The sequence below is a fragment of the Amycolatopsis silviterrae genome (assembly GCF_042684085.1).
GTDB lineage: Bacteria > Actinomycetota > Actinomycetes > Mycobacteriales > Pseudonocardiaceae > Amycolatopsis > Amycolatopsis silviterrae.
This window is the reverse complement of record NZ_JBHUKS010000016.1, coordinates 285,820-301,735: the sequence shown is the minus strand read 5'-3', so window position 1 is coordinate 301,735 and position 15,916 is coordinate 285,820. Positions and strand designations below refer to the sequence as shown.

Genomic DNA, 15,916 nt, shown 5'->3' with positions numbered 1-15,916 from the left:
AAGAACTTCCCGGGCCGGGCCGGTCCGATGTGCGGCGGATCAGGAAAGCGTGCAGGTAACGCCGGTTGCGTCGGCCTGCAGCGGCTTGAAACCGTACTGCGACAGCGTGGCGGCGAGGCTGCCGTCGCAGAGCGGGCTCGGGCCGTCGGCGTCGAAGCCGACGGCGTTGAGTGCCGCGCCGTAGGACTTCGAGCGGGTGTCGAGCACGTAGTACACGGTGCGGGCGCCGGTGAAGCTGTCGGCGAACGCCGGAGCGAAGTTCGGGGCGGTGCCGGAAACCGGGGCGCCGTCCGAGCCGGCACCGGTCAGGGTGCCTTCGAAGAAGCCGGCGCGCTTGTCGTTGACGACGCCGTTGCCCTGCGCGACCCACTGGGCCACGGAGTAGGGCGCGATCGCCGTCGCCTGGTCGCCGGCCAGGATGGTGTTGGCTTCGTTCTCCTGGAACCGCTTGATGGTGACCGGTTTGGTGGTCGGGTCGAAGCCGAGCACGGTGGTGGTGAAGAACGACAGCGTGCCGGAGCCGGTTTGGGGCAGGTAGACGGTGATCGGGGTGCTGGTGCCGCCGACCTGGTTCCAGTTGGTGATGGTGCCGCTGTAAATGCCGCGCAGCTGCGCGAGCGTCAGCGTGACGCCGGCACCCGCGCCCGTCGACGAGGCGGCCCAGGACACGCCGTCCTTGGCGAAGCCGTAGTACTGGAACGTCGCCGGGTCGGAAGCGGAGCGCGGGGAGGACGAACGAGCGAGGTCGACCGAGGCGTCGCCCGCCGCGGCGGCGTTGGCCAGCGCGGTCTTGCCCGCGGAAGAACCGTTGGGCGGCGGGTTCGAGACGTTGTAGGTGGTGCCGCCGTTGAAGCCGTCGCCGGGGACGGTGAACGACGCGCCCGGAGCGAGAACCGGCGGGACGTTCACGTAGTTGTCGGGGTCGATGTTCGCCGTAGAGCTGTTCGCGGCGGCGAAGACCGCGGACGTGACGTCCGCGATCGTGTCGGAACCGACGGCCGCGACGACCTCCTTGGTTCCATTCGGGCCGGGGATTGCGCTGGCGGTACCCGGGAGGAGCAGGGCCGCACCCGCGGCGACCGCGGCGGAGACGCCCACGAACCGGGCAGTACGAGCACGCATCAGTTTGTACTCTTTCTGTCTGGTCTCGACCACGGGATTCCGTGGTCGAGACCAACTTCGCGGGATTGCGCGAACAGCGCCCGGCTGGTCGCGTTCCCGCCCGACGGCGCGCGAGTTAATGCCCGACGAACGCGTCAGCCGGGCAGCCGGTATTTCGTGCGCCAGTCGGTGATCCGGCCCTCCGCGGCGAATTCCGCCGCCTCGCCGATCGCGGTCACGAATCGTTCGTATCCGTGCTTCGCTTCGATCCGGCGTCCGTAGGCGTGGCTCGCCGACGCGATCGTGCCCGCCCCCGCGCGCAGCAGCCACCGCCAGTCGATTCCGTGGTCGTGGGTCAGTTCCATGCGCGTGCGCGGGAGGTTCGCGCACAGCCACTGGATCGCCGCGACGCATTCCTCCCCGTTGCGGTAGTCGACGGTGCCCAGCCCCAGCGAAGCGTTGTTCGTGCCGAGGAGCCGCCACCTCGTCGCGTTTCCCGGGCCGCCGATCAGCTGGAAGCGGGGAGTCCGGCGTGGACTTCGAGCGCTTTTCATGTGTCGCAACCTCAGTCCGGCTCGGACGGCCGTCCGGTGACGAGCCGTCGCAGTCGATGAGGACATCGCGGGCATGCCGCCGGAAAGTTACCGTCATCGGTTAAGCGGCGACGGCCACCCGGTGAACAGCGGGCATTCCACAGTAGACCGCGCGCGGGCGGTCACGCTGGAGATTCCTTTCGCCACTCCTGGCAAGGACATCGCCCATTCCCGCGCCTTTGTTTCGCCCGCGCCGTGAGTTCGGCGCGAGTTCGGCTGTTCGCCGCAACGGCGATTCGGGCGTTCGGCGGCACCCGCGGCGGGGTAGTTGGGGCACTCTCGGTGTCCTTCGGGGCGCGAAAAATCCCGGTCCGCGCGGCCGGGCCCGGCATTTCGCGTCGTGGCACAGGGGAGGAGGCCGCGGTGGCGTCTACTGTGGACGTCCGGGGCCGGGCGCTTTTCGGATATGGTCGGCGGAATGGCTGATCTGACGCTCACCGGCCTGCGGGTCGTGGTCGAGGTGGCCCGCACCGGGTCGTTCAGCGCTGCCGCGCACCGGCTCGGGTACACGCAATCCGCGGTGTCGCGGCAGATCGCGGCCAGCGAGCGGGCTACTGGAACCGCGTTGTTCGAACGGCATGCTCGCGGAATTCGCCCTACGGCAGCGGGTGAAGTGCTGATCCGGCATGCCGGGCGGGTGCTGGACAGCGTGAGCGCGGCCGGGAAGGAACTGGCCGGGCTGCGCGACCGGCTGGCCGGGCGGATCACGGTCGGCGGATTCCCCGCCGCGTCGGCGGTCCTGCTGCCGCGGGCGGTTTCCCGGCTGCTGCGCGCGCATCCGGGCGTCGAGGTGCAGATCGCCGAATCCGCGACTCCGGCGCAACTGCAGTCGCTGCGCCGGGGACGGCTCGACGTCGCGGTAGTGGTGACCGGGGACGGTGTGCCGGAATACGATTTCGAGGGCCTGCGCCGCGCCGAATTGCGCGGCGGAATCGGGTACGGAGTGGCGGTCGCGGAAGCGCATCCGTTCGCCGGGCGCAGCTGGGTCGAGCCGGACGAGCTGGCCGAGCAGCACTGGATCGTCGGCGCGGGCAGCACGCCGGATTTCGGGGCGTGGCCAGGACTCGCCGGGCCGATGATCGCGTTCGCGGTGCGCGCGTGGCCGACGCGGCTGGGGCTGGTCGCGGCCGGGCTGGGGATTTCGCTGGTGCCGGGCTTCGCGGCGGACTCGCTGCCCGCGGACGTCCGCTGGATCCCGGTGCGCGACGAGTACGGCGGGCTGCGGCGTTCACTGTGGGCGGTGACCGGGGAGCAGCCCGGTGCGGCCGCGGTGGCGATGGTGCGGGCGCTGGAGGAAGAGGCTTAGCGGTCGCTCCAGCCCCAGAGGTAGCCGGGGATTTCGTCGGGGCGGCCTTCGACGCCGAAATCGCCGCGGTAGAAGATCATCGGCCGGTCGTCGGCACCGGGGTCGAGGGCGAGGACGCGGCCGAGCACGACGTCGTGGTCACCGGCGCGGTGCACGGTCTCGACCTCGGCGTGCACGCGCAGCAGCACCCCGGGCAATTCCGGTGTGCCCCACCGGGAAAGCTCCCAATCCAGCCCTTCGAAGCGCAGCCCGCGGCGGGATCCGAAGCGGCCGCAGAGATCGGCTTGCGGTTCGGCCAGCACGTTGACGCAGAACCGGCCGGCGGACCGGATGCGCGGCCACGCCCGGCCGCCGCGGTCGGCGCAGAACAGCACCAGCGGCGGTTCCAGCGACACCGACGTGAACGACTGGCAGGTGAACCCCACCGCCTCGCCCTCGTCGGCGCCGGTCACCACGGTCACCCCGCTGGCGAACCGGCTCAGCGCGCGGCGCATCTCCAACGGGGTCGGCGCTTCGGTGGTGTGCATGGTTTTGACGGTAAAAGCCGCCGGCAGCGCGGCGGTCCGGGTCTCTCGGTCACCGGGACTGCCGCCCCGCGCACGTCCGGCGGCTGGCTAGCTTCGGCGCTATCCCGCCCCCACGAGCAAGAGGTCAGCCATGCCGGAACTGAGCCACGACGCGACGCTGCGCGAACTCCGCACCGACCGGGGCGTGCTGCGCTACCACGAAGCAGGCGACGGCCCGCCGGTCGTGCTGTTGCACGGATCCGGCCCCGGCGTCACCGGATGGCAGAACTTCCGGGCGAACCTGCCGTCGTTCGCCGCGCGTTTCCGGTGCCTGATCCTGGAATTCCCCGGCTTCGGCGTGAGCGACCCGGTCGAGGAGCCGCCGATGCCCGCCGCCGAACGCGCGGTGCTCGACCTGCTCGACGGGCTCGGCATCGGCGAGACCGACCTCGTCGGCAACTCGATGGGCGGGTTCGTCGCGACCCGCACCGCGATCGCGCATCCGGAGCGCGTGCGCAGGCTGGTGACCGTCGGCGGGATGGGCACGAACCTCTTCAGCCCGGCGCCGGGCGAGGGCATCAACCTGCTGACCGAGTTCGTCGAGGACCCGACGCGCGAGCGGCTCGTGCAGTGGCTGAACTCGATGGTGTTCGACCGGCGGCTGATCACCGACGAGCTGATCGAGGAACGCTGGCGGCTGGCCACCGCTCCGGATTCCTTGGCCAGCGCGAAGAAAATGTACGGCAAAGGCGTGCTTCAGGCGCAGGCGGCCGCGGCATTCGACGTCACCCCGCTGTGGGCGACGCTGCGCAAGATCCGTGCCCGCACCCTGATCACCTGGGGCCGCGACGACCGGGTCAGCCCGCTCGACATGGCGCTGATCCCGATGCGCACGATTCCCCACGCGGAACTGCACATCCTCCCCAACTGCGGCCACTGGACGATGATCGAGCAGAAGGACGCGTGGGAGAGCGCCGTCCTCGCGTTCCTGCTCCGGAAGGACGGCGAGTGATGGGCTGGGATGCGGAGCACGACTTCGTCGTCATCGGATCCGGCGGCGGCGGGATGACCGCGGCCCTGACCGCGGCGACGGCCGGGCTGGACGTGCTGGTCGTCGAGAAAGGCGCGGTGTACGGCGGCTCAACCGGGATTTCCGGCGGCGGCATCTGGATCCCGAACAACCCGACGCTGCGCGCGGCCGGGCACAACGACAGCCGGGCGTCGATCCGCCGCTACCTCGAACTGCTCACCGAGGGCCGGGTGGATTCCAAGCGGCTCGACGCGTACGTCGACCACGGCCCGGCGGCGATGGAGCTGCTGGAACGCAGCAAGTGGCTGCGGTTTTTCTGGGTCAAGGGCTACGCCGACTACCACCCGGAGCTGGAGGGCGGCCGTCCGCTGGGCCGGTCGGTCGAGGCGAAGCCGTTCGACACCCGCCGCCTCGGCGAGGACGAGCGGCACCAGCGGCCGAACACGATGAAGGGGCCGCTCGGCCTGTGGGTCACCGCGAAGGACTACCACGATCTGGCGATGGTCAAGCGCACCTGGCGCGGACGGTGGGCTTCGGTGGTCGCGGCCTGGCGGGTGTCGTCCAATCTGGTGCGGCGCCGGCACATGGCGACGGGCGGCCGGGCGCTGGTCGCGCGGCTGCGGATGGCGTTGAAGGACACCGGGGTCCCGCTGTGGCTGCGGTCGCCGATGACCGAGCTAGTGATCGAGGACGGCCGGGTGACCGGGATCGTCGCCGAGCACGACGGCGCGCAGCGGCGGATCCGCGCCCGACGTGGCGTGCTGCTGGCGACCGGTGGCTTTGAGCACAGTGCTGACCTGCGGAAACGCTATCTTCCAGAAGCCGCGTGGGACGACTACAGCGGTGGCGCGCGGGAGAACGTCGGCGACGGCATCGAGGCCGGGCTGGGCGTCGGTGCGGCCACGGACCTGATGGACGACGCGTGGTGGATGCCGTCGGTGCGGCACCCGTCCGGCGCGGTCGTACCGCTGGTGTCCGAACGCTCGATCCCACGCTCGGTCATCGTGTCCGCCGAGGGCACACGGTTCACCAACGAGTCCGCGCCCTATGTCACCTTCGTGCACGCGCAGCTTTCGGGCGGACATGTGCCTGCTTGGTTCATCATGGACGCGAAGGCCCGCGCGCGGTATCCGTTCGCGCAGATCCTGCCGGGCGCGCCGATTCCGGAGCCGTACTACGCGGCGGGAATCGCGCACCGCGCCGACACTCTCGCCGGGCTGGCCGAGAAAATCGGCGTTCCGGCTGGCGCTTTGGCGGACACCGTGGCGCGGTTCAACGGCTTTGCCCGCACCGGAGTGGACGCCGATTTCGGCCGTGGCGAATCAGCGTACGACCGCTATTACGGCGACCCGACGCTGCCGAACCCTTGTATCGACGCAATCGAAAAAGCACCGTATTACGCGTTCCGTATCGAGGTCGGCGATCTCGGTACGAAGGGCGGGCTGGTGTGCGATGAGAACAGCCGGGTGCTGCGGGAGGACGGCTCGGCGATCGATGGCCTGTACGCCACCGGCAACACGACCGCCGCGGTGATGGGCAACGAATACGCCGGCCCGGGCGCGACGATCGGGCCGTCGATCGTGTTCGGCTATCTCGCGGCACAGCACGCCGCGCGCTCGGCATGAGTGCGATGCGGGTGCGGGTGACCGAGGTGATCCGCGAGACCGCCGACGCGCATTCACTGGTGCTGGAACCGCTCGGCGGCAGTTTCGACTATCTGCCCGGCCAATTCCTCACTGTGCGGATACCGTCCACTGAGGACAGTGTGGCGCGGTGCTATTCGCTGTGCAGTTCACCGCATTGCGAAGAGCCAGCGAGAATCACGGTGAAGCGCACGGCGGGCGGGTATGGGTCGAACTGGCTGGCGGACAACGCTGTCGAGGGGACTGTGCTGGAGGTGCTGCGGCCGTCGGGCACCTTCACGCCGCGGTCGCTCGACGCGGATGTGCTGCTGCTCGCGGCTGGCAGCGGGATCACGCCGGTGATGTCGATCCTGAAGTCCTGCCTGCGGGCCGGGTCCGGGCGGGTGACGCTGGTCTACGCGAACCGGGATGAGCAGTCGGTGATCTTCCGGGACGAGTTGCTGCGGCTGGCGAAGGAACATCCGGAGCGGCTGACCGTGCTGCACTGGCTGGAATCGGTGCAGGGGCTGCCGACCGGGGCCGGGCTTCGGGCGTTGGTGGCGCCGTATCGGGAGCGGGAAGTGTTCCTTTGTGGACCGGGCCCGTTCATGGAGCTGGCCTCGACGGTCCTTAGTGGACTCGGGGTGGAAAGCATTACCGTGGAACGGTTCACGTCGTTGACGGGTGATCCGTTCGCTTCGGTGGCGGTGGACGAGTCCGGTCCGGCGAGCACGGTGGAGGTCGAACTCGACGGGGAGACGCGGACGTTGCGGTGGCCGCGGGAGAACGCGCTGCTCGACGTCCTGCTGGCGGCGGGGATGGATGCGCCGTTCTCGTGCCGGGAGGGGGCGTGCAGTGCCTGCGCGTGTGTGCTGGTGAGTGGCGAGGTCGACCTGGCGCACAACGAGGTTCTTGACGCGCGGGACCTTGCGGACGGGTTGATTCTGGCGTGCCAGGCCCGGCCGCGCACGGGGCTGGTGCGGGTTACGTACGACGGGTCGTGAGTGCCTATCCCGGTTAGAACCGGGATAAACACTCACGAGGGCCTCATCTGATCACTTCTGGAAAGGGACCGGCATGGCACTCGACCTGAATCCGGCGAACGGACCTGTTCCCCGCGGAAGGATCATCGCGGTATGCGCGTTGATCATTCTTCTCTCCGAAATAGCCACGTTCGAAATCCTCATGGTGTACCCAGCATTGCCCGGGATGGCCGCGCATTTCCGGACCCTCGACGTCGCGCAGGCGGCTTCGGTGGTGACGCTCGCGGGCGCGGTCGTGCTGCCGCTCGCGGGCAAGGCCGCCGACCGGTACGGCAAGAAGCGGATCATCCTGGTGATGGGCGCGATCTTCCTGCTCGGCAGCGTCCTGTGCGCGACCACCGACGTGTTCGCCGTGCTGCTGATCGGCAGGCTGCTGCAGGGCAGCCTGGTGGGCATCGTGAACATTTCCTACGCGCTCGTCCGCGACGTGATCCCGCGCTCCTACGTGCCGGTCGCGCTCGGTTCGGTGGTCACCGGGATCGGGATGGGCGCGGTCGCCGGCCCGTTCATGGCCGGAACGCTGATCGACAATTTCGGGTTCCGCAGCGTGTTCTGGTTCATGGTCGTTTACGTCGCCGTTCTGCTTCCGCTGCACGCGTGGCTGGTGCCGGAAAGCAAGGTGCGGGTCAAATCGTCGTTCGACATTCTCGGTGCCATTCTGCTCGGCGCGAGCCTCGGTGTGCTGCTCGTCGCCGTCGGGAAGGGCGGCACGTGGGGCTGGGGTTCGACGACCACGATCGGCGCGTTCGCCATCGGCGTGTTGTTGCTGGCCGCGTTCGTGCTGCGCGAGCTGAAGGCGGCCGAACCGCTGATCGACCTGCGGGTGCTCGTCGGCCGCAAGTTCCTGCCGACGGTCGTCGCGGTCGGGCTGGTGTCGTACATGATGAACGCGCACGGCATCCTCAGCCCGACGATGTTCGAAACCCCGCACATCCCCGGAAACACTTACGGTGTCGGGCTTTCCGCGTTGCAGCTGGCACTGTGGACGTTCCCGCTCGGCATTGTCGGCATGGTCGTCGGCCCGCTCGGCGGCTACCTGTCGAAGCGGATCGGCGCGCGGCAGGTGCTGCTCGCGTCCAGCCTGTGCTTCCTGGTGGTGATGTTCCTCGGCTCGCGGATGTTCACCGTGCAGTGGCAGGTCGCGATCACCAGCTTCGTCGCCGGGTTCGCGGTCGGGTTCCTGCATTCCTCCAACGCGAACCTGCTGCAGGACGCGCTGCCCGAACGGCTGGGCGGCGCGGGCAACTGCATCGCCGGCGTGATCACGATGCTGGCGTCGTCGGCCGCGGTGACGGTGACCGGCGCGATCATGGCCGAGCACGTCCGGATGACGCTGCCCGGATCGCACGCGGTGATCTACGGCGACTCGGCGTTCACCCAGTCCTACCTGTGGGCGGGCGTCGTCGGCGTCGTCGGGGTCGCGATCATCCTGCTGATGAAGCACGGCCGCAAACCGGCGCAGGGCGGCCTGGTCGAGGAAAACGGCGGGCTTGCTCCGGTGCGCGTGGGCCATACTGCGTCGCGTGGATCAAGCGGTATGGACTGAGGACGGGACCCGGCTTTGGGCGGTGCGGGAGGGGGACGGCGAGCCGGTCGTCTTCTGCCACGGCGGTCCGGGGCTGTGGGACATGATGGCGGACGTCGCGGCTGCGCTCTCGGCAGCCGCGACGGTCTGTCGCTGGGACCAGCGCGGATGCGGCCGTTCGCAGCGCCAGGGGCCGTACTCGGTCGACCGGACGGTGGCCGACCTAGACGCGGTCCGCGCCCAGTTCGGCTGGGACCGCGTCGCGCTGCTGGGGCATTCGTGGGGCGCGCAGCTGGCGTTGCGCTACACGCTGGCGCACCCGGAACGCGTGTCGAAGCTGGTCTACGTGTCCGGCACCGGCATCGACGACGATGCGACCTGGCACGTGGACTACCAGCGGAATCTCCGCGCGGCACTGGACGGACGCCTGGCGCGTTGGGAGTCGCTGCGCACCCGGGAACGGACCGCGGCGGAAGACCGGGAGTACTGCGTCCTGCAGTGGTCAGCTGACTTCGCCGACCGGGAACGCGCGCTGGAACACGCCGAAACCATGGCTGACCCGTGGTTCGGCGTGAATTTCGAATGCAATACGACGCTGAACAGCGAACCTGCGCCAGACCTGCGCGGTCAGTGCGAGACGCTGCAGGTGCCGACGCTGATCGTGGACGGGACAGCGGACATCCGCCCGCGCTGGGCCGTGGACTCGCTGGAACGGGCGCTGCCCGTGGTCTCGCGCGTGCAGCTGCCAGCCGGTCACCTGCCGTGGGTAGAGGACCCGGCCGGCTTCCACTCCGCAGTCACCCGCTTCTTGAGCCGTCCGTGAGGGGAACCCTGGGGGAATCAGAGTCCCTCAGGGTTCCCTTCACGTCGGCTAACGGGGCGGGAGCAGGTTTCGGGTGGCTTCGTGGGCGGCGAGCGCCAGGTCCGCGCGCGGGAATCCGCTCCGCTTTTCCGCGGTGGCGAGGTTTCCGCCCGCTACCCACACCGGGCCGTCTGCGAGGTGTGCCAATCCTTCTCGCGCGACGTCCTCCGGCTCGGCGACGTTCAGGCCAGGCAGGTCGAACGCCAGCCCGGCCCGCTCCATCGCCGGAGTCCGGGTCACACCCAAGACCAGCTCCAGCACGTCCACACCGCGTTCCCGCATCTCCAGCCACAACCCCTCGGCGAACACCCGGCTGAACGCCTTCACCGCGGAGTAGACGCTGATCTCCGCCTGTCCCAGATATCCGGCCAGCGAGCCCACCAGGATGATCCCGCCGCGCCCGCGTGAAGCCATCAGTGCCCCGAAATGGTGCGTCATCGCGAGCTGCGCGGTGATGTTCAAATCAATCACCCCGCGCACCCGCGACAGATCCCCGGTAACGAACTCATGTCCGTAACTGTTCGCCCCGGCGTTGAAGATCAGCAAACCGACCTCAAGCCCATCGGTCACCTCGCGGATCGCCGAGAGCGAAGAAGGATCGAGCAGATCTGCCTGTACGGTGAGGACTTCCACACCCCGAGCGCGCACCGCCGCGGCGGTCTCAGCCAACGGTTCAGGCTTGCGCGCGATCAGGACGAGGTTGATCCCGGCCTCGGCGAGCTGATCCGCGAACGCCGCGCCGACCCCTTCCGAACCGCCCGCGATCACTGCCCACGGACCGTATTCCCTCATTCGCCCGTCACCGGAATTCCCCCGTCCGCGACCGCCCGGTCGATCGAGTCCCGCAAGGCATGGCAGCCGCGGAACAGGTCCTCCGCGCAAGCCTGCCGCTCAGCACACCGCGCGGAAGCGGCGGTGTCCCACTGGATGCTGGTCTGTTGCCAGCTGCTCTTGCGCACCGTCAGCCAAGCCTCGCACGTTCCACATTGGACCGGCCGCATGGGCTCGTCCAGCAGCCGGTTGTCGACGCGGATCGCCATCAGACGCCGGCCCGGCGGCTGAGGTTCTCCTCGACCTCCGCGCGCCACGCCGCGTTCGGCTTCGCGGTGTCCAATTCGAACTCGAACCGCTCGGTCATCTCCGGCGTGACGTCCGCGACGTCCACATAGAACTGTTCGTACCAGCGCCGCAGCTGGTACACCGGACCGTCCTCCTCGCACAGCAACGGGTTTTCGATCCGGGTCTTGTTCTTCCAGATCTGCACGTCCTGCTCGAAGCCGATCCGGATGAAGTCGCCCATCTTGCGCGCGGTCTCCTCAGCCTCGGCGGCCGAGAGCTGATCAGTGCGCTTGACGATGATCCCGTACTGCAGCTTGAACGAATTCGCGGTGACCGGGTAATGGCAATTGATGAGGACAGCGTCGATGTCCATGCCCTCGTAGTGATAGGTCAGCTCGTCGATCATGAAGGACGGTCCGTAGTAGGAGGCGACGGAGGTGTTGCCGAGCGCCTTCGGCTGCCCTTCTTTCGCGGGCGGGCGCACGTCCTCACGCGAAGACCCGCGCTGCAGCTGGGTGGCGACGTGCCCCTCGAAGATGTTCTTGAAATACGTCGGGAAAGCGAAGTGCACGTAGAAGAAATGCGCCATGTCCACGACGTTGTCGACAACCTCGCGGCAGTTCGTGTCGACGTGCGTCTCGTACCAGTTCCAGTCTGTCCAGTCGTCGCGTGTAGCACCCTCGATGCGCGGGATCACGACCTCGGGCGGCGGCGGATTGCCCTCCGGGTCGTTCCAGACGAACAGCATTTTGTCCTGCACCATCGTCGTCCACGCCGCGGTGCGGGCTCGCAGCGGAACCCTTCGGCTGTACGGAATCTTCTTGCAGCGGCCATCCCCGCCCCAGCGCCAGTCGTGGAACGGGCAGGCGACCTCGTTGCCCTTGACCGTGCCCTGCGACAGATCGCCGCCCATGTGCCTGCAGTACGCGTCGAGCACGTTGAGCTGGCCGTCATCTCCAGCGAACACCACGAGCTTCTGCCCGAACGCGGTGACCGGGTGCGGCTTTCCGTCGGCGAAGCTCTCGGCCAGTCCGAGGCAGTGCCAGCCGCGGGCGAACCGCGTGGGTGCCGCACCGGCCTCGATCACGCGGACTTCGTCCGGCTCCACTGTGGTCATCGTCGGATCTCCTTCCAGGGCCCCGCTTCGGCGAGGCGTAACGTAGCGAAAATTCCTTTGTGGACTGTCAGTTCCAGGCGGGCTCGGCCGCGCGCAGCCGGACCATCGGGTACAGCTCCTGCGTCACCTGCCGCGCGGCGACCACGACGAGCGGCGCGACACGTTCCAGCGCGGTGTGCGCGTCGCCGACCAGCGAGATCGCCGCCTCCGGCCCTTCCGGACCGCGAATAGCAGCGGCGACGCAAGCGATGTCCGAGAAACACTCGCCGCGTTCGAAGGCGAGGCCGTTGCGGTCGCGGATCCGGCCGAGTTCGCGGTGCAGCGTCACCAGATCGCAGATCGTCCGGCTGGTCTGGCGGCCAGGCACCGGCATGACCCGGTCTTCGACCTGTTCGGCGGGCAGCCACGCGAGCATCGCCTTGCCGAGCGCGGTGCATTGCGCGGGCGCGCGGCCGCCGACGCGCGACGGAACGACGGTGGCGAACCGGCCGCCGACCTTGTCCAGATACCGCACGTCGGCACCGTCGAGGATGGCCAGATGGACGACCATTCCGGTGCGCAGCTGCAATTCGTGCAGCACGGCTGCGGTCGCTTCGCGCAGTTCCAGGTGGTTGCCGCCGGTGCCGCCGAGGTTCAGCGCCCGGCTGCCGAGCGCGTACCCGAACGATGAGTGCGACAGCCACTTCAGCCGCACCAGCTGGTCGAGGATGCGGTGCGCGGTCGAACGGGGGAGGTGGGTCGTGCGCGCGACCTGCTCCAGGGTGAGCCGGGTGCTCGGCGCGTCGAAGGCGTCCAGGATCAGCGTCATCCGCTCGACCATCGACGGCGGCAGGCTGCGGGCCGGCGCGTCGTCCGTGCTCAGCGGGCCCGTTTCGATCGCGGCAACCGTCATGGTGTGCTCCTCGCGGACGAATTGAAATCATTTCTAGTTTTGACGGTAACACGGCGGCCGCGGGCAGCGTCAACACGCGACGGGTCACGACTGCGGCACAGCTCCCGATCAGCGGGAGAACGCGCTCGCGCCGGTCCGGCGCCCGGTAGGCATGGCGGTATGGACATCGGTCTCGTGAGCCCCGTGGTGACCCGGCTGCCGGGGGATCCGAACGCCTGGGAGGACACCGCGGGCATCGAAGACCTGGCGCGGATCGCGGCCGCCGCGGACCGGCTCGGCTTTCACCATCTGACCTGCAGCGAGCACGTCGCGGTGCCGGTCCCGGTCGCGGAGCAACGCGGCTCGACGTACTGGGATCCGCTCGCCACCTTCGGTTTCCTCGCCGCGCGGACCACGCGGATCCGGCTGGTCACGCAGGTGCTCGTGCTCGGCTATCACCATCCGCTGGAGATCGCGAAGCGCTACGGAACGCTCGACACGGTCAGCGGCGGACGGCTCGTGCTCGGCCTCGGCGTCGGGTCGCTGCGGGAGGAGTTCGACCTGCTGGGCGCGCCGTTCGAGCAGCGCGGCGAGCGGGCCGACGACGCGTTGCGGGCGCTGCGGGCCGCGTTGTCGCAGCGGCTGCCGGAGTATCACGGGCCGCACTACGACTTCGCCGGGCTGATTGTCGAACCGCATGCCGTCCAGGCGAAGGTCCCGCTGTGGATCGGCGGCCGAACCAAGCGCTCGCTCCGGCGGGCGGTGGAGCTGGGCGACGGCTGGGTCCCGTTCGGTCTCTCGCTGGACGAACTGCGGCGGATGCTCGGCACGGTCCGGCTGCCGGACGGCTTCCAGGTGGTGCTGTCGCCCGGCCGCCCGCTGGACCCGGGCGCGGCGTCCGACCGGGACCGGCTGGCTCGGGTGGCCGAGGCCGGGGCGACGACGATCAGCGCGCGGATCGCCGCGAAGTCCGCCGATCACTACTGCGAGCAGCTCGAAGCGCTCGCCGAGCTAGGAAGCGAGGTCTGAAGTGGACCGGATCGCCCAGTTGGAGGCGCGGCTCGCGCGGCTGGAGGACGAACGCGAGATCAGCAGGCTGATCGCCGCGTACGGTCCGCTGGTCGACGCCGGCGCGGCCGAGGACGTCGCCGCGCTGTGGACCGAGGACGGTGCGTACGACGTCGACGAGATCTACCTCGAAGGCCGGGAACAGCTGGCCCGGATGGTGCGGTCGAGCGCGCATCAGGGTTGGATCTCCGGCGGGTGCGCGCATTTCGTCGGCCCGCCGCACGTGACCGTCGACGGCGACACGGCGATCGCGGTCTGCCACTCGCTGATGGTCGTGCATCAGGACGGCAGCTTCGTCGTCCGGCGCGCCACGGCGAACCACTGGGCGCTCGCCCGCACCGGCGAGGGATGGAAGGTCACCCGGCGGACCAACCGGATCCTCGACGGCCGGGCCGAGTCGCCCGGGCTGCTGCGACAGGGCGCGTACGGCGAGCCGGCATTCCTCTGAGCCGGTCCCGGTCACTGGAATCGGTCCGGCGCTTACCGCGGTGAGCAGGCACAATCACGCCCGCACCGGTGCGCGAGGAGGGAGACCTTGATGAGCCTCTCCGCTGATCCTCGGCAGGCGCTGACCGCACCCGGCGGGCCGTGCGAACTGCGCACCGAAGACGTGCTGGGCGTGCCGATGACGGTCTTCGCCCGTCGCGCGCGGTCGCTGGGAGAGGTGCTGGCGGCTTCGGCGCGGCACGGCGAGCGCGAGTACCTGGTGACTGCCGATCGCCGGATCACCTTCGCCGCGCACGCCCGGCAGGTCGCGTCGGTGGCTTGTGCGCTGCGCGACGAGTACGGGATCGGCAAGGGCGACCGGGTCGCGATCGCGGCCGCGAACAGTCCGGAGTGGATCGTCGCGTTCTGGGCGACGGTGTCGCTGGGCGCGATCGCGGTCGGCTACAACGCGTGGTGGTCGCGGCCGGAGCTGAAGTACGCGCTCGGGCATACGCGACCGTCCCTGGTGGTCGCCGACGCGAAGCGGGCCGCGTTGCTGGACGGAGTTCCGGTGCTGACTGTGGAGGAGGACATTCCCCGGCTGGCGGGCCGCTCGGACGCGACGCTGCCTTCCTGTGCGGTTGCGGAGGACGATCCGGCGGTCATTCTTTACACCAGCGGCACCACGGGGCGGCCGAAAGGTGCGGTGCATACGCACCGAAATCTGACGTCGGTGATCGAATTTCACCGGCTCAACAGCGAAGTCGCCCGTCTGCTCGGTGACCCGACAGAGCCGTCCGCGCGGCGATACCTGCTCGGGGTGCCGCTGTTTCACATCGCCGGACTGCACAACCTCGTGGTGCCCAGGCTGGCTGACGGCAGCACCGTGGTGGTGCACCAGGGCGGTTTCGCGGCGGAGCGTGTGCTGCGGCTGGTCGAGGCTGAGCGGGTGACGAACTGGGGCGTCGTGCCGACCATGGCGCACCGGCTGCTGGAACACGGAAACCTGGCCCGATACGACCTTTCCTCGCTGACCGCCTTTACTCTCGGTGCCGCACCCTCTTCTCCGGCCTTCCAGCAACGGCTGCGTGCGGAACTGCCCGCAGCTCAGCAGGGATTGGTCGACAGCTACGGCCTGACCGAATCGTCCACGGCGATTTCCGTTGCTACGTCGGCTGATCTCACCGCCTCGCCGGGAACTGTCGGACATCCGATCGCGACGGTGGAGCTGGAGATCCGGGACGCTTTCGGCGAGGTGATGCCGGACGGCAGCGCGGGGGAGATCTGCGTGCGCAGCCCGTTCACGATGCTCGGCTATTGGGAAGACCCCGAAGCCACCGCGGCTGTTCTGGACGAAGATCGATGGCTGCACACCGGGGATATCGGCGTGCTCTCCGGCGGCCAGATCCGGCTTACCGCGCGGCGTTCGGATTTGATCCTGCACGGCGGCGAGAACGTTTATCCGGCCGAAGTGGAGAATGCGCTGGCGGAACATCCGGCGGTGCGGGAATGCATCGTGCTGGGCGTGCCGCACGTGGACCTCGGCCAGGAGGTGGCCGCGGTTGTGGTGGTCTCGGCGGCGGTCGGCGAGGAGGAGTTGCGGGCGTTCGCGGCCGAGCGGCTGGCGTATTTCAAGGTCCCGTCGCGGTGGCGGATCGGGACGGAACCGTTGCCGCGCAACGCGACCGGCAAGGTGGTGCGGAGCGAGGTGCCGCGGCCCTGATCCCGTTGACCGGGAGCGGGCCCGCGCGTTCGCGGGCTCCGCTGGGAGGCTCGGGGCAGCCGGG

The 15,916-nt window shown here is 69.3% G+C and carries 16 protein-coding genes; 9 read left to right on the top strand and 7 right to left on the bottom strand.

The genetic code is table 11. The features are described 5' to 3' along the window. Window positions 1-39: 39 nt before the first annotated feature. Together ACFSVL_RS24190 and ACFSVL_RS24185 are read right to left on the bottom strand one after the other, a co-directional pair. On the bottom strand, window positions 40-1,122 hold the full coding sequence (locus ACFSVL_RS24190; protein ID WP_378307808.1) for a substrate-binding domain-containing protein: 1,083 nt from the start codon (window positions 1,120-1,122) through the stop codon (window positions 40-42). Window positions 1,123-1,256: 134 nt separating this feature from the next. Further along, on the bottom strand, window positions 1,257-1,655 hold the full coding sequence (locus tag ACFSVL_RS24185; protein ID WP_378307807.1) for a DUF1508 domain-containing protein: 399 nt from the start codon (window positions 1,653-1,655) through the stop codon (window positions 1,257-1,259). Between the two features lie 457 nt (window positions 1,656-2,112). On the opposite strand from ACFSVL_RS24185, the gene ACFSVL_RS24180 reads away from it, so the two are divergent. Next, window positions 2,113-3,000, top strand: coding sequence for a LysR family transcriptional regulator (locus ACFSVL_RS24180; protein ID WP_378307806.1), 888 nt, complete (start codon window positions 2,113-2,115; stop codon window positions 2,998-3,000). Here ACFSVL_RS24180 and ACFSVL_RS24175 read toward each other — a convergent pair. After that, window positions 2,997-3,527, bottom strand: a complete 531-nt coding sequence (locus ACFSVL_RS24175; RefSeq protein WP_378307805.1) for a flavin reductase family protein — start codon at window positions 3,525-3,527, stop codon at window positions 2,997-2,999. The two genes, ACFSVL_RS24180 and ACFSVL_RS24175, sit on opposite strands and share 4 nt — an antisense overlap. A 130-nt stretch (window positions 3,528-3,657) precedes the next feature. Between ACFSVL_RS24175 and ACFSVL_RS24170 the strand changes: the two genes are divergently transcribed. From ACFSVL_RS24170 to ACFSVL_RS24150, 5 genes are all read left to right on the top strand, one after another. Then, complete coding sequence (locus tag ACFSVL_RS24170) at window positions 3,658-4,518, top strand: alpha/beta fold hydrolase (protein WP_378307804.1); 861 nt, start codon at window positions 3,658-3,660, stop codon at window positions 4,516-4,518. Next, complete coding sequence (locus ACFSVL_RS24165) at window positions 4,518-6,161, top strand: FAD-binding protein (RefSeq protein WP_378307803.1); 1,644 nt, start codon at window positions 4,518-4,520, stop codon at window positions 6,159-6,161. The genes ACFSVL_RS24170 and ACFSVL_RS24165 overlap by 1 nt, the downstream gene beginning before the upstream one ends. A 5-nt stretch (window positions 6,162-6,166) precedes the next feature. Beyond that, window positions 6,167-7,162 carry a 2Fe-2S iron-sulfur cluster-binding protein gene (locus ACFSVL_RS24160; protein WP_378307802.1) on the top strand — a complete coding sequence of 332 codons (996 nt, stop codon included), beginning with the start codon at window positions 6,167-6,169 and terminating at the stop codon, window positions 7,160-7,162. Between the two features lie 73 nt (window positions 7,163-7,235). Next, complete coding sequence (locus ACFSVL_RS24155) at window positions 7,236-8,747, top strand: MFS transporter (RefSeq protein ID WP_378307801.1); 1,512 nt, start codon at window positions 7,236-7,238, stop codon at window positions 8,745-8,747. Further along, the gene (locus ACFSVL_RS24150; protein WP_378307800.1) at window positions 8,725-9,549 is read left to right on the top strand and encodes an alpha/beta fold hydrolase; all 825 of its coding nucleotides are present in this window, start codon (window positions 8,725-8,727) and stop codon (window positions 9,547-9,549) included. Before ACFSVL_RS24155 ends, ACFSVL_RS24150 begins: the two co-directional genes overlap by 23 nt. Before the next feature lie 48 nt (window positions 9,550-9,597). Here ACFSVL_RS24150 and ACFSVL_RS24145 read toward each other — a convergent pair whose 3' ends face one another. From ACFSVL_RS24145 to ACFSVL_RS24130, 4 genes are all read right to left on the bottom strand, one after another. After that, window positions 9,598-10,380 (bottom strand): SDR family NAD(P)-dependent oxidoreductase, encoded by a 783-nt coding sequence (locus ACFSVL_RS24145; RefSeq protein WP_378307799.1) that lies wholly within the window; start codon window positions 10,378-10,380, stop codon window positions 9,598-9,600. Then, the gene (locus tag ACFSVL_RS24140; RefSeq protein WP_378307798.1) at window positions 10,377-10,628 is read right to left on the bottom strand and encodes a ferredoxin; all 252 of its coding nucleotides are present in this window, start codon (window positions 10,626-10,628) and stop codon (window positions 10,377-10,379) included. Before ACFSVL_RS24140 ends, ACFSVL_RS24145 begins: the two co-directional genes overlap by 4 nt. Continuing rightward, complete coding sequence (locus tag ACFSVL_RS24135) at window positions 10,628-11,764, bottom strand: Rieske 2Fe-2S domain-containing protein (RefSeq protein ID WP_378307797.1); 1,137 nt, start codon at window positions 11,762-11,764, stop codon at window positions 10,628-10,630. The genes ACFSVL_RS24140 and ACFSVL_RS24135 overlap by 1 nt, the downstream gene beginning before the upstream one ends. Before the next feature lie 67 nt (window positions 11,765-11,831). Next, window positions 11,832-12,656 (bottom strand): IclR family transcriptional regulator, encoded by an 825-nt coding sequence (locus tag ACFSVL_RS24130; RefSeq protein WP_378307796.1) that lies wholly within the window; start codon window positions 12,654-12,656, stop codon window positions 11,832-11,834. 159 nt (window positions 12,657-12,815) lie between these two features. Here ACFSVL_RS24130 and ACFSVL_RS24125 point away from each other — a divergent pair, with 159 nt between their 5' ends. The 3 genes from ACFSVL_RS24125 (at window position 12,816) to ACFSVL_RS24115 (ending at window position 15,852) form a co-directional block, all read left to right on the top strand. Next, entirely contained in the window at window positions 12,816-13,664 is an 849-nt protein-coding gene (locus ACFSVL_RS24125) for an LLM class F420-dependent oxidoreductase (protein WP_378307795.1), read from the top strand. Window position 13,665: 1 nt separating this feature from the next. Then, a complete protein-coding gene (locus ACFSVL_RS24120) occupies window positions 13,666-14,151 on the top strand; it encodes a nuclear transport factor 2 family protein (RefSeq protein WP_378307794.1) in 486 nt (161 codons plus the stop codon). Between the two features lie 90 nt (window positions 14,152-14,241). Continuing rightward, window positions 14,242-15,852 carry a class I adenylate-forming enzyme family protein gene (locus ACFSVL_RS24115; RefSeq protein ID WP_378307793.1) on the top strand — a complete coding sequence of 537 codons (1,611 nt, stop codon included), beginning with the start codon at window positions 14,242-14,244 and terminating at the stop codon, window positions 15,850-15,852. Window positions 15,853-15,916: the final 64 nt, after the last annotated feature.

Excerpts from the sequence above, each read along its gene's own strand:
- ACFSVL_RS24190 (WP_378307808.1), bottom strand. The coding sequence starts at position 1,122 with ATGCGTGCTCGTACTGCCCGGTTCGTGGGCGTCTCCGCCGCGGTCGCC.
- ACFSVL_RS24185 (WP_378307807.1), bottom strand. The coding sequence starts at position 1,655 with ATGAAAAGCGCTCGAAGTCCACGCCGGACTCCCCGCTTCCAGCTGATC.
- ACFSVL_RS24180 (WP_378307806.1), top strand. The coding sequence starts at position 2,113 with ATGGCTGATCTGACGCTCACCGGCCTGCGGGTCGTGGTCGAGGTGGCC.
- ACFSVL_RS24175 (WP_378307805.1), bottom strand. The coding sequence starts at position 3,527 with ATGCACACCACCGAAGCGCCGACCCCGTTGGAGATGCGCCGCGCGCTG.
- ACFSVL_RS24170 (WP_378307804.1), top strand. The coding sequence starts at position 3,658 with ATGCCGGAACTGAGCCACGACGCGACGCTGCGCGAACTCCGCACCGAC.
- ACFSVL_RS24165 (WP_378307803.1), top strand. The coding sequence starts at position 4,518 with ATGGGCTGGGATGCGGAGCACGACTTCGTCGTCATCGGATCCGGCGGC.
- ACFSVL_RS24160 (WP_378307802.1), top strand. The coding sequence starts at position 6,167 with ATGCGGGTGCGGGTGACCGAGGTGATCCGCGAGACCGCCGACGCGCAT.
- ACFSVL_RS24155 (WP_378307801.1), top strand. The coding sequence starts at position 7,236 with ATGGCACTCGACCTGAATCCGGCGAACGGACCTGTTCCCCGCGGAAGG.
- ACFSVL_RS24145 (WP_378307799.1), bottom strand. The coding sequence starts at position 10,380 with ATGAGGGAATACGGTCCGTGGGCAGTGATCGCGGGCGGTTCGGAAGGG.
- ACFSVL_RS24140 (WP_378307798.1), bottom strand. The coding sequence starts at position 10,628 with ATGGCGATCCGCGTCGACAACCGGCTGCTGGACGAGCCCATGCGGCCG.
- ACFSVL_RS24135 (WP_378307797.1), bottom strand. The coding sequence starts at position 11,764 with ATGACCACAGTGGAGCCGGACGAAGTCCGCGTGATCGAGGCCGGTGCG.
- ACFSVL_RS24130 (WP_378307796.1), bottom strand. The coding sequence starts at position 12,656 with ATGACGGTTGCCGCGATCGAAACGGGCCCGCTGAGCACGGACGACGCG.
- ACFSVL_RS24125 (WP_378307795.1), top strand. The coding sequence starts at position 12,816 with ATGGACATCGGTCTCGTGAGCCCCGTGGTGACCCGGCTGCCGGGGGAT.
- ACFSVL_RS24115 (WP_378307793.1), top strand. The coding sequence starts at position 14,242 with ATGAGCCTCTCCGCTGATCCTCGGCAGGCGCTGACCGCACCCGGCGGG.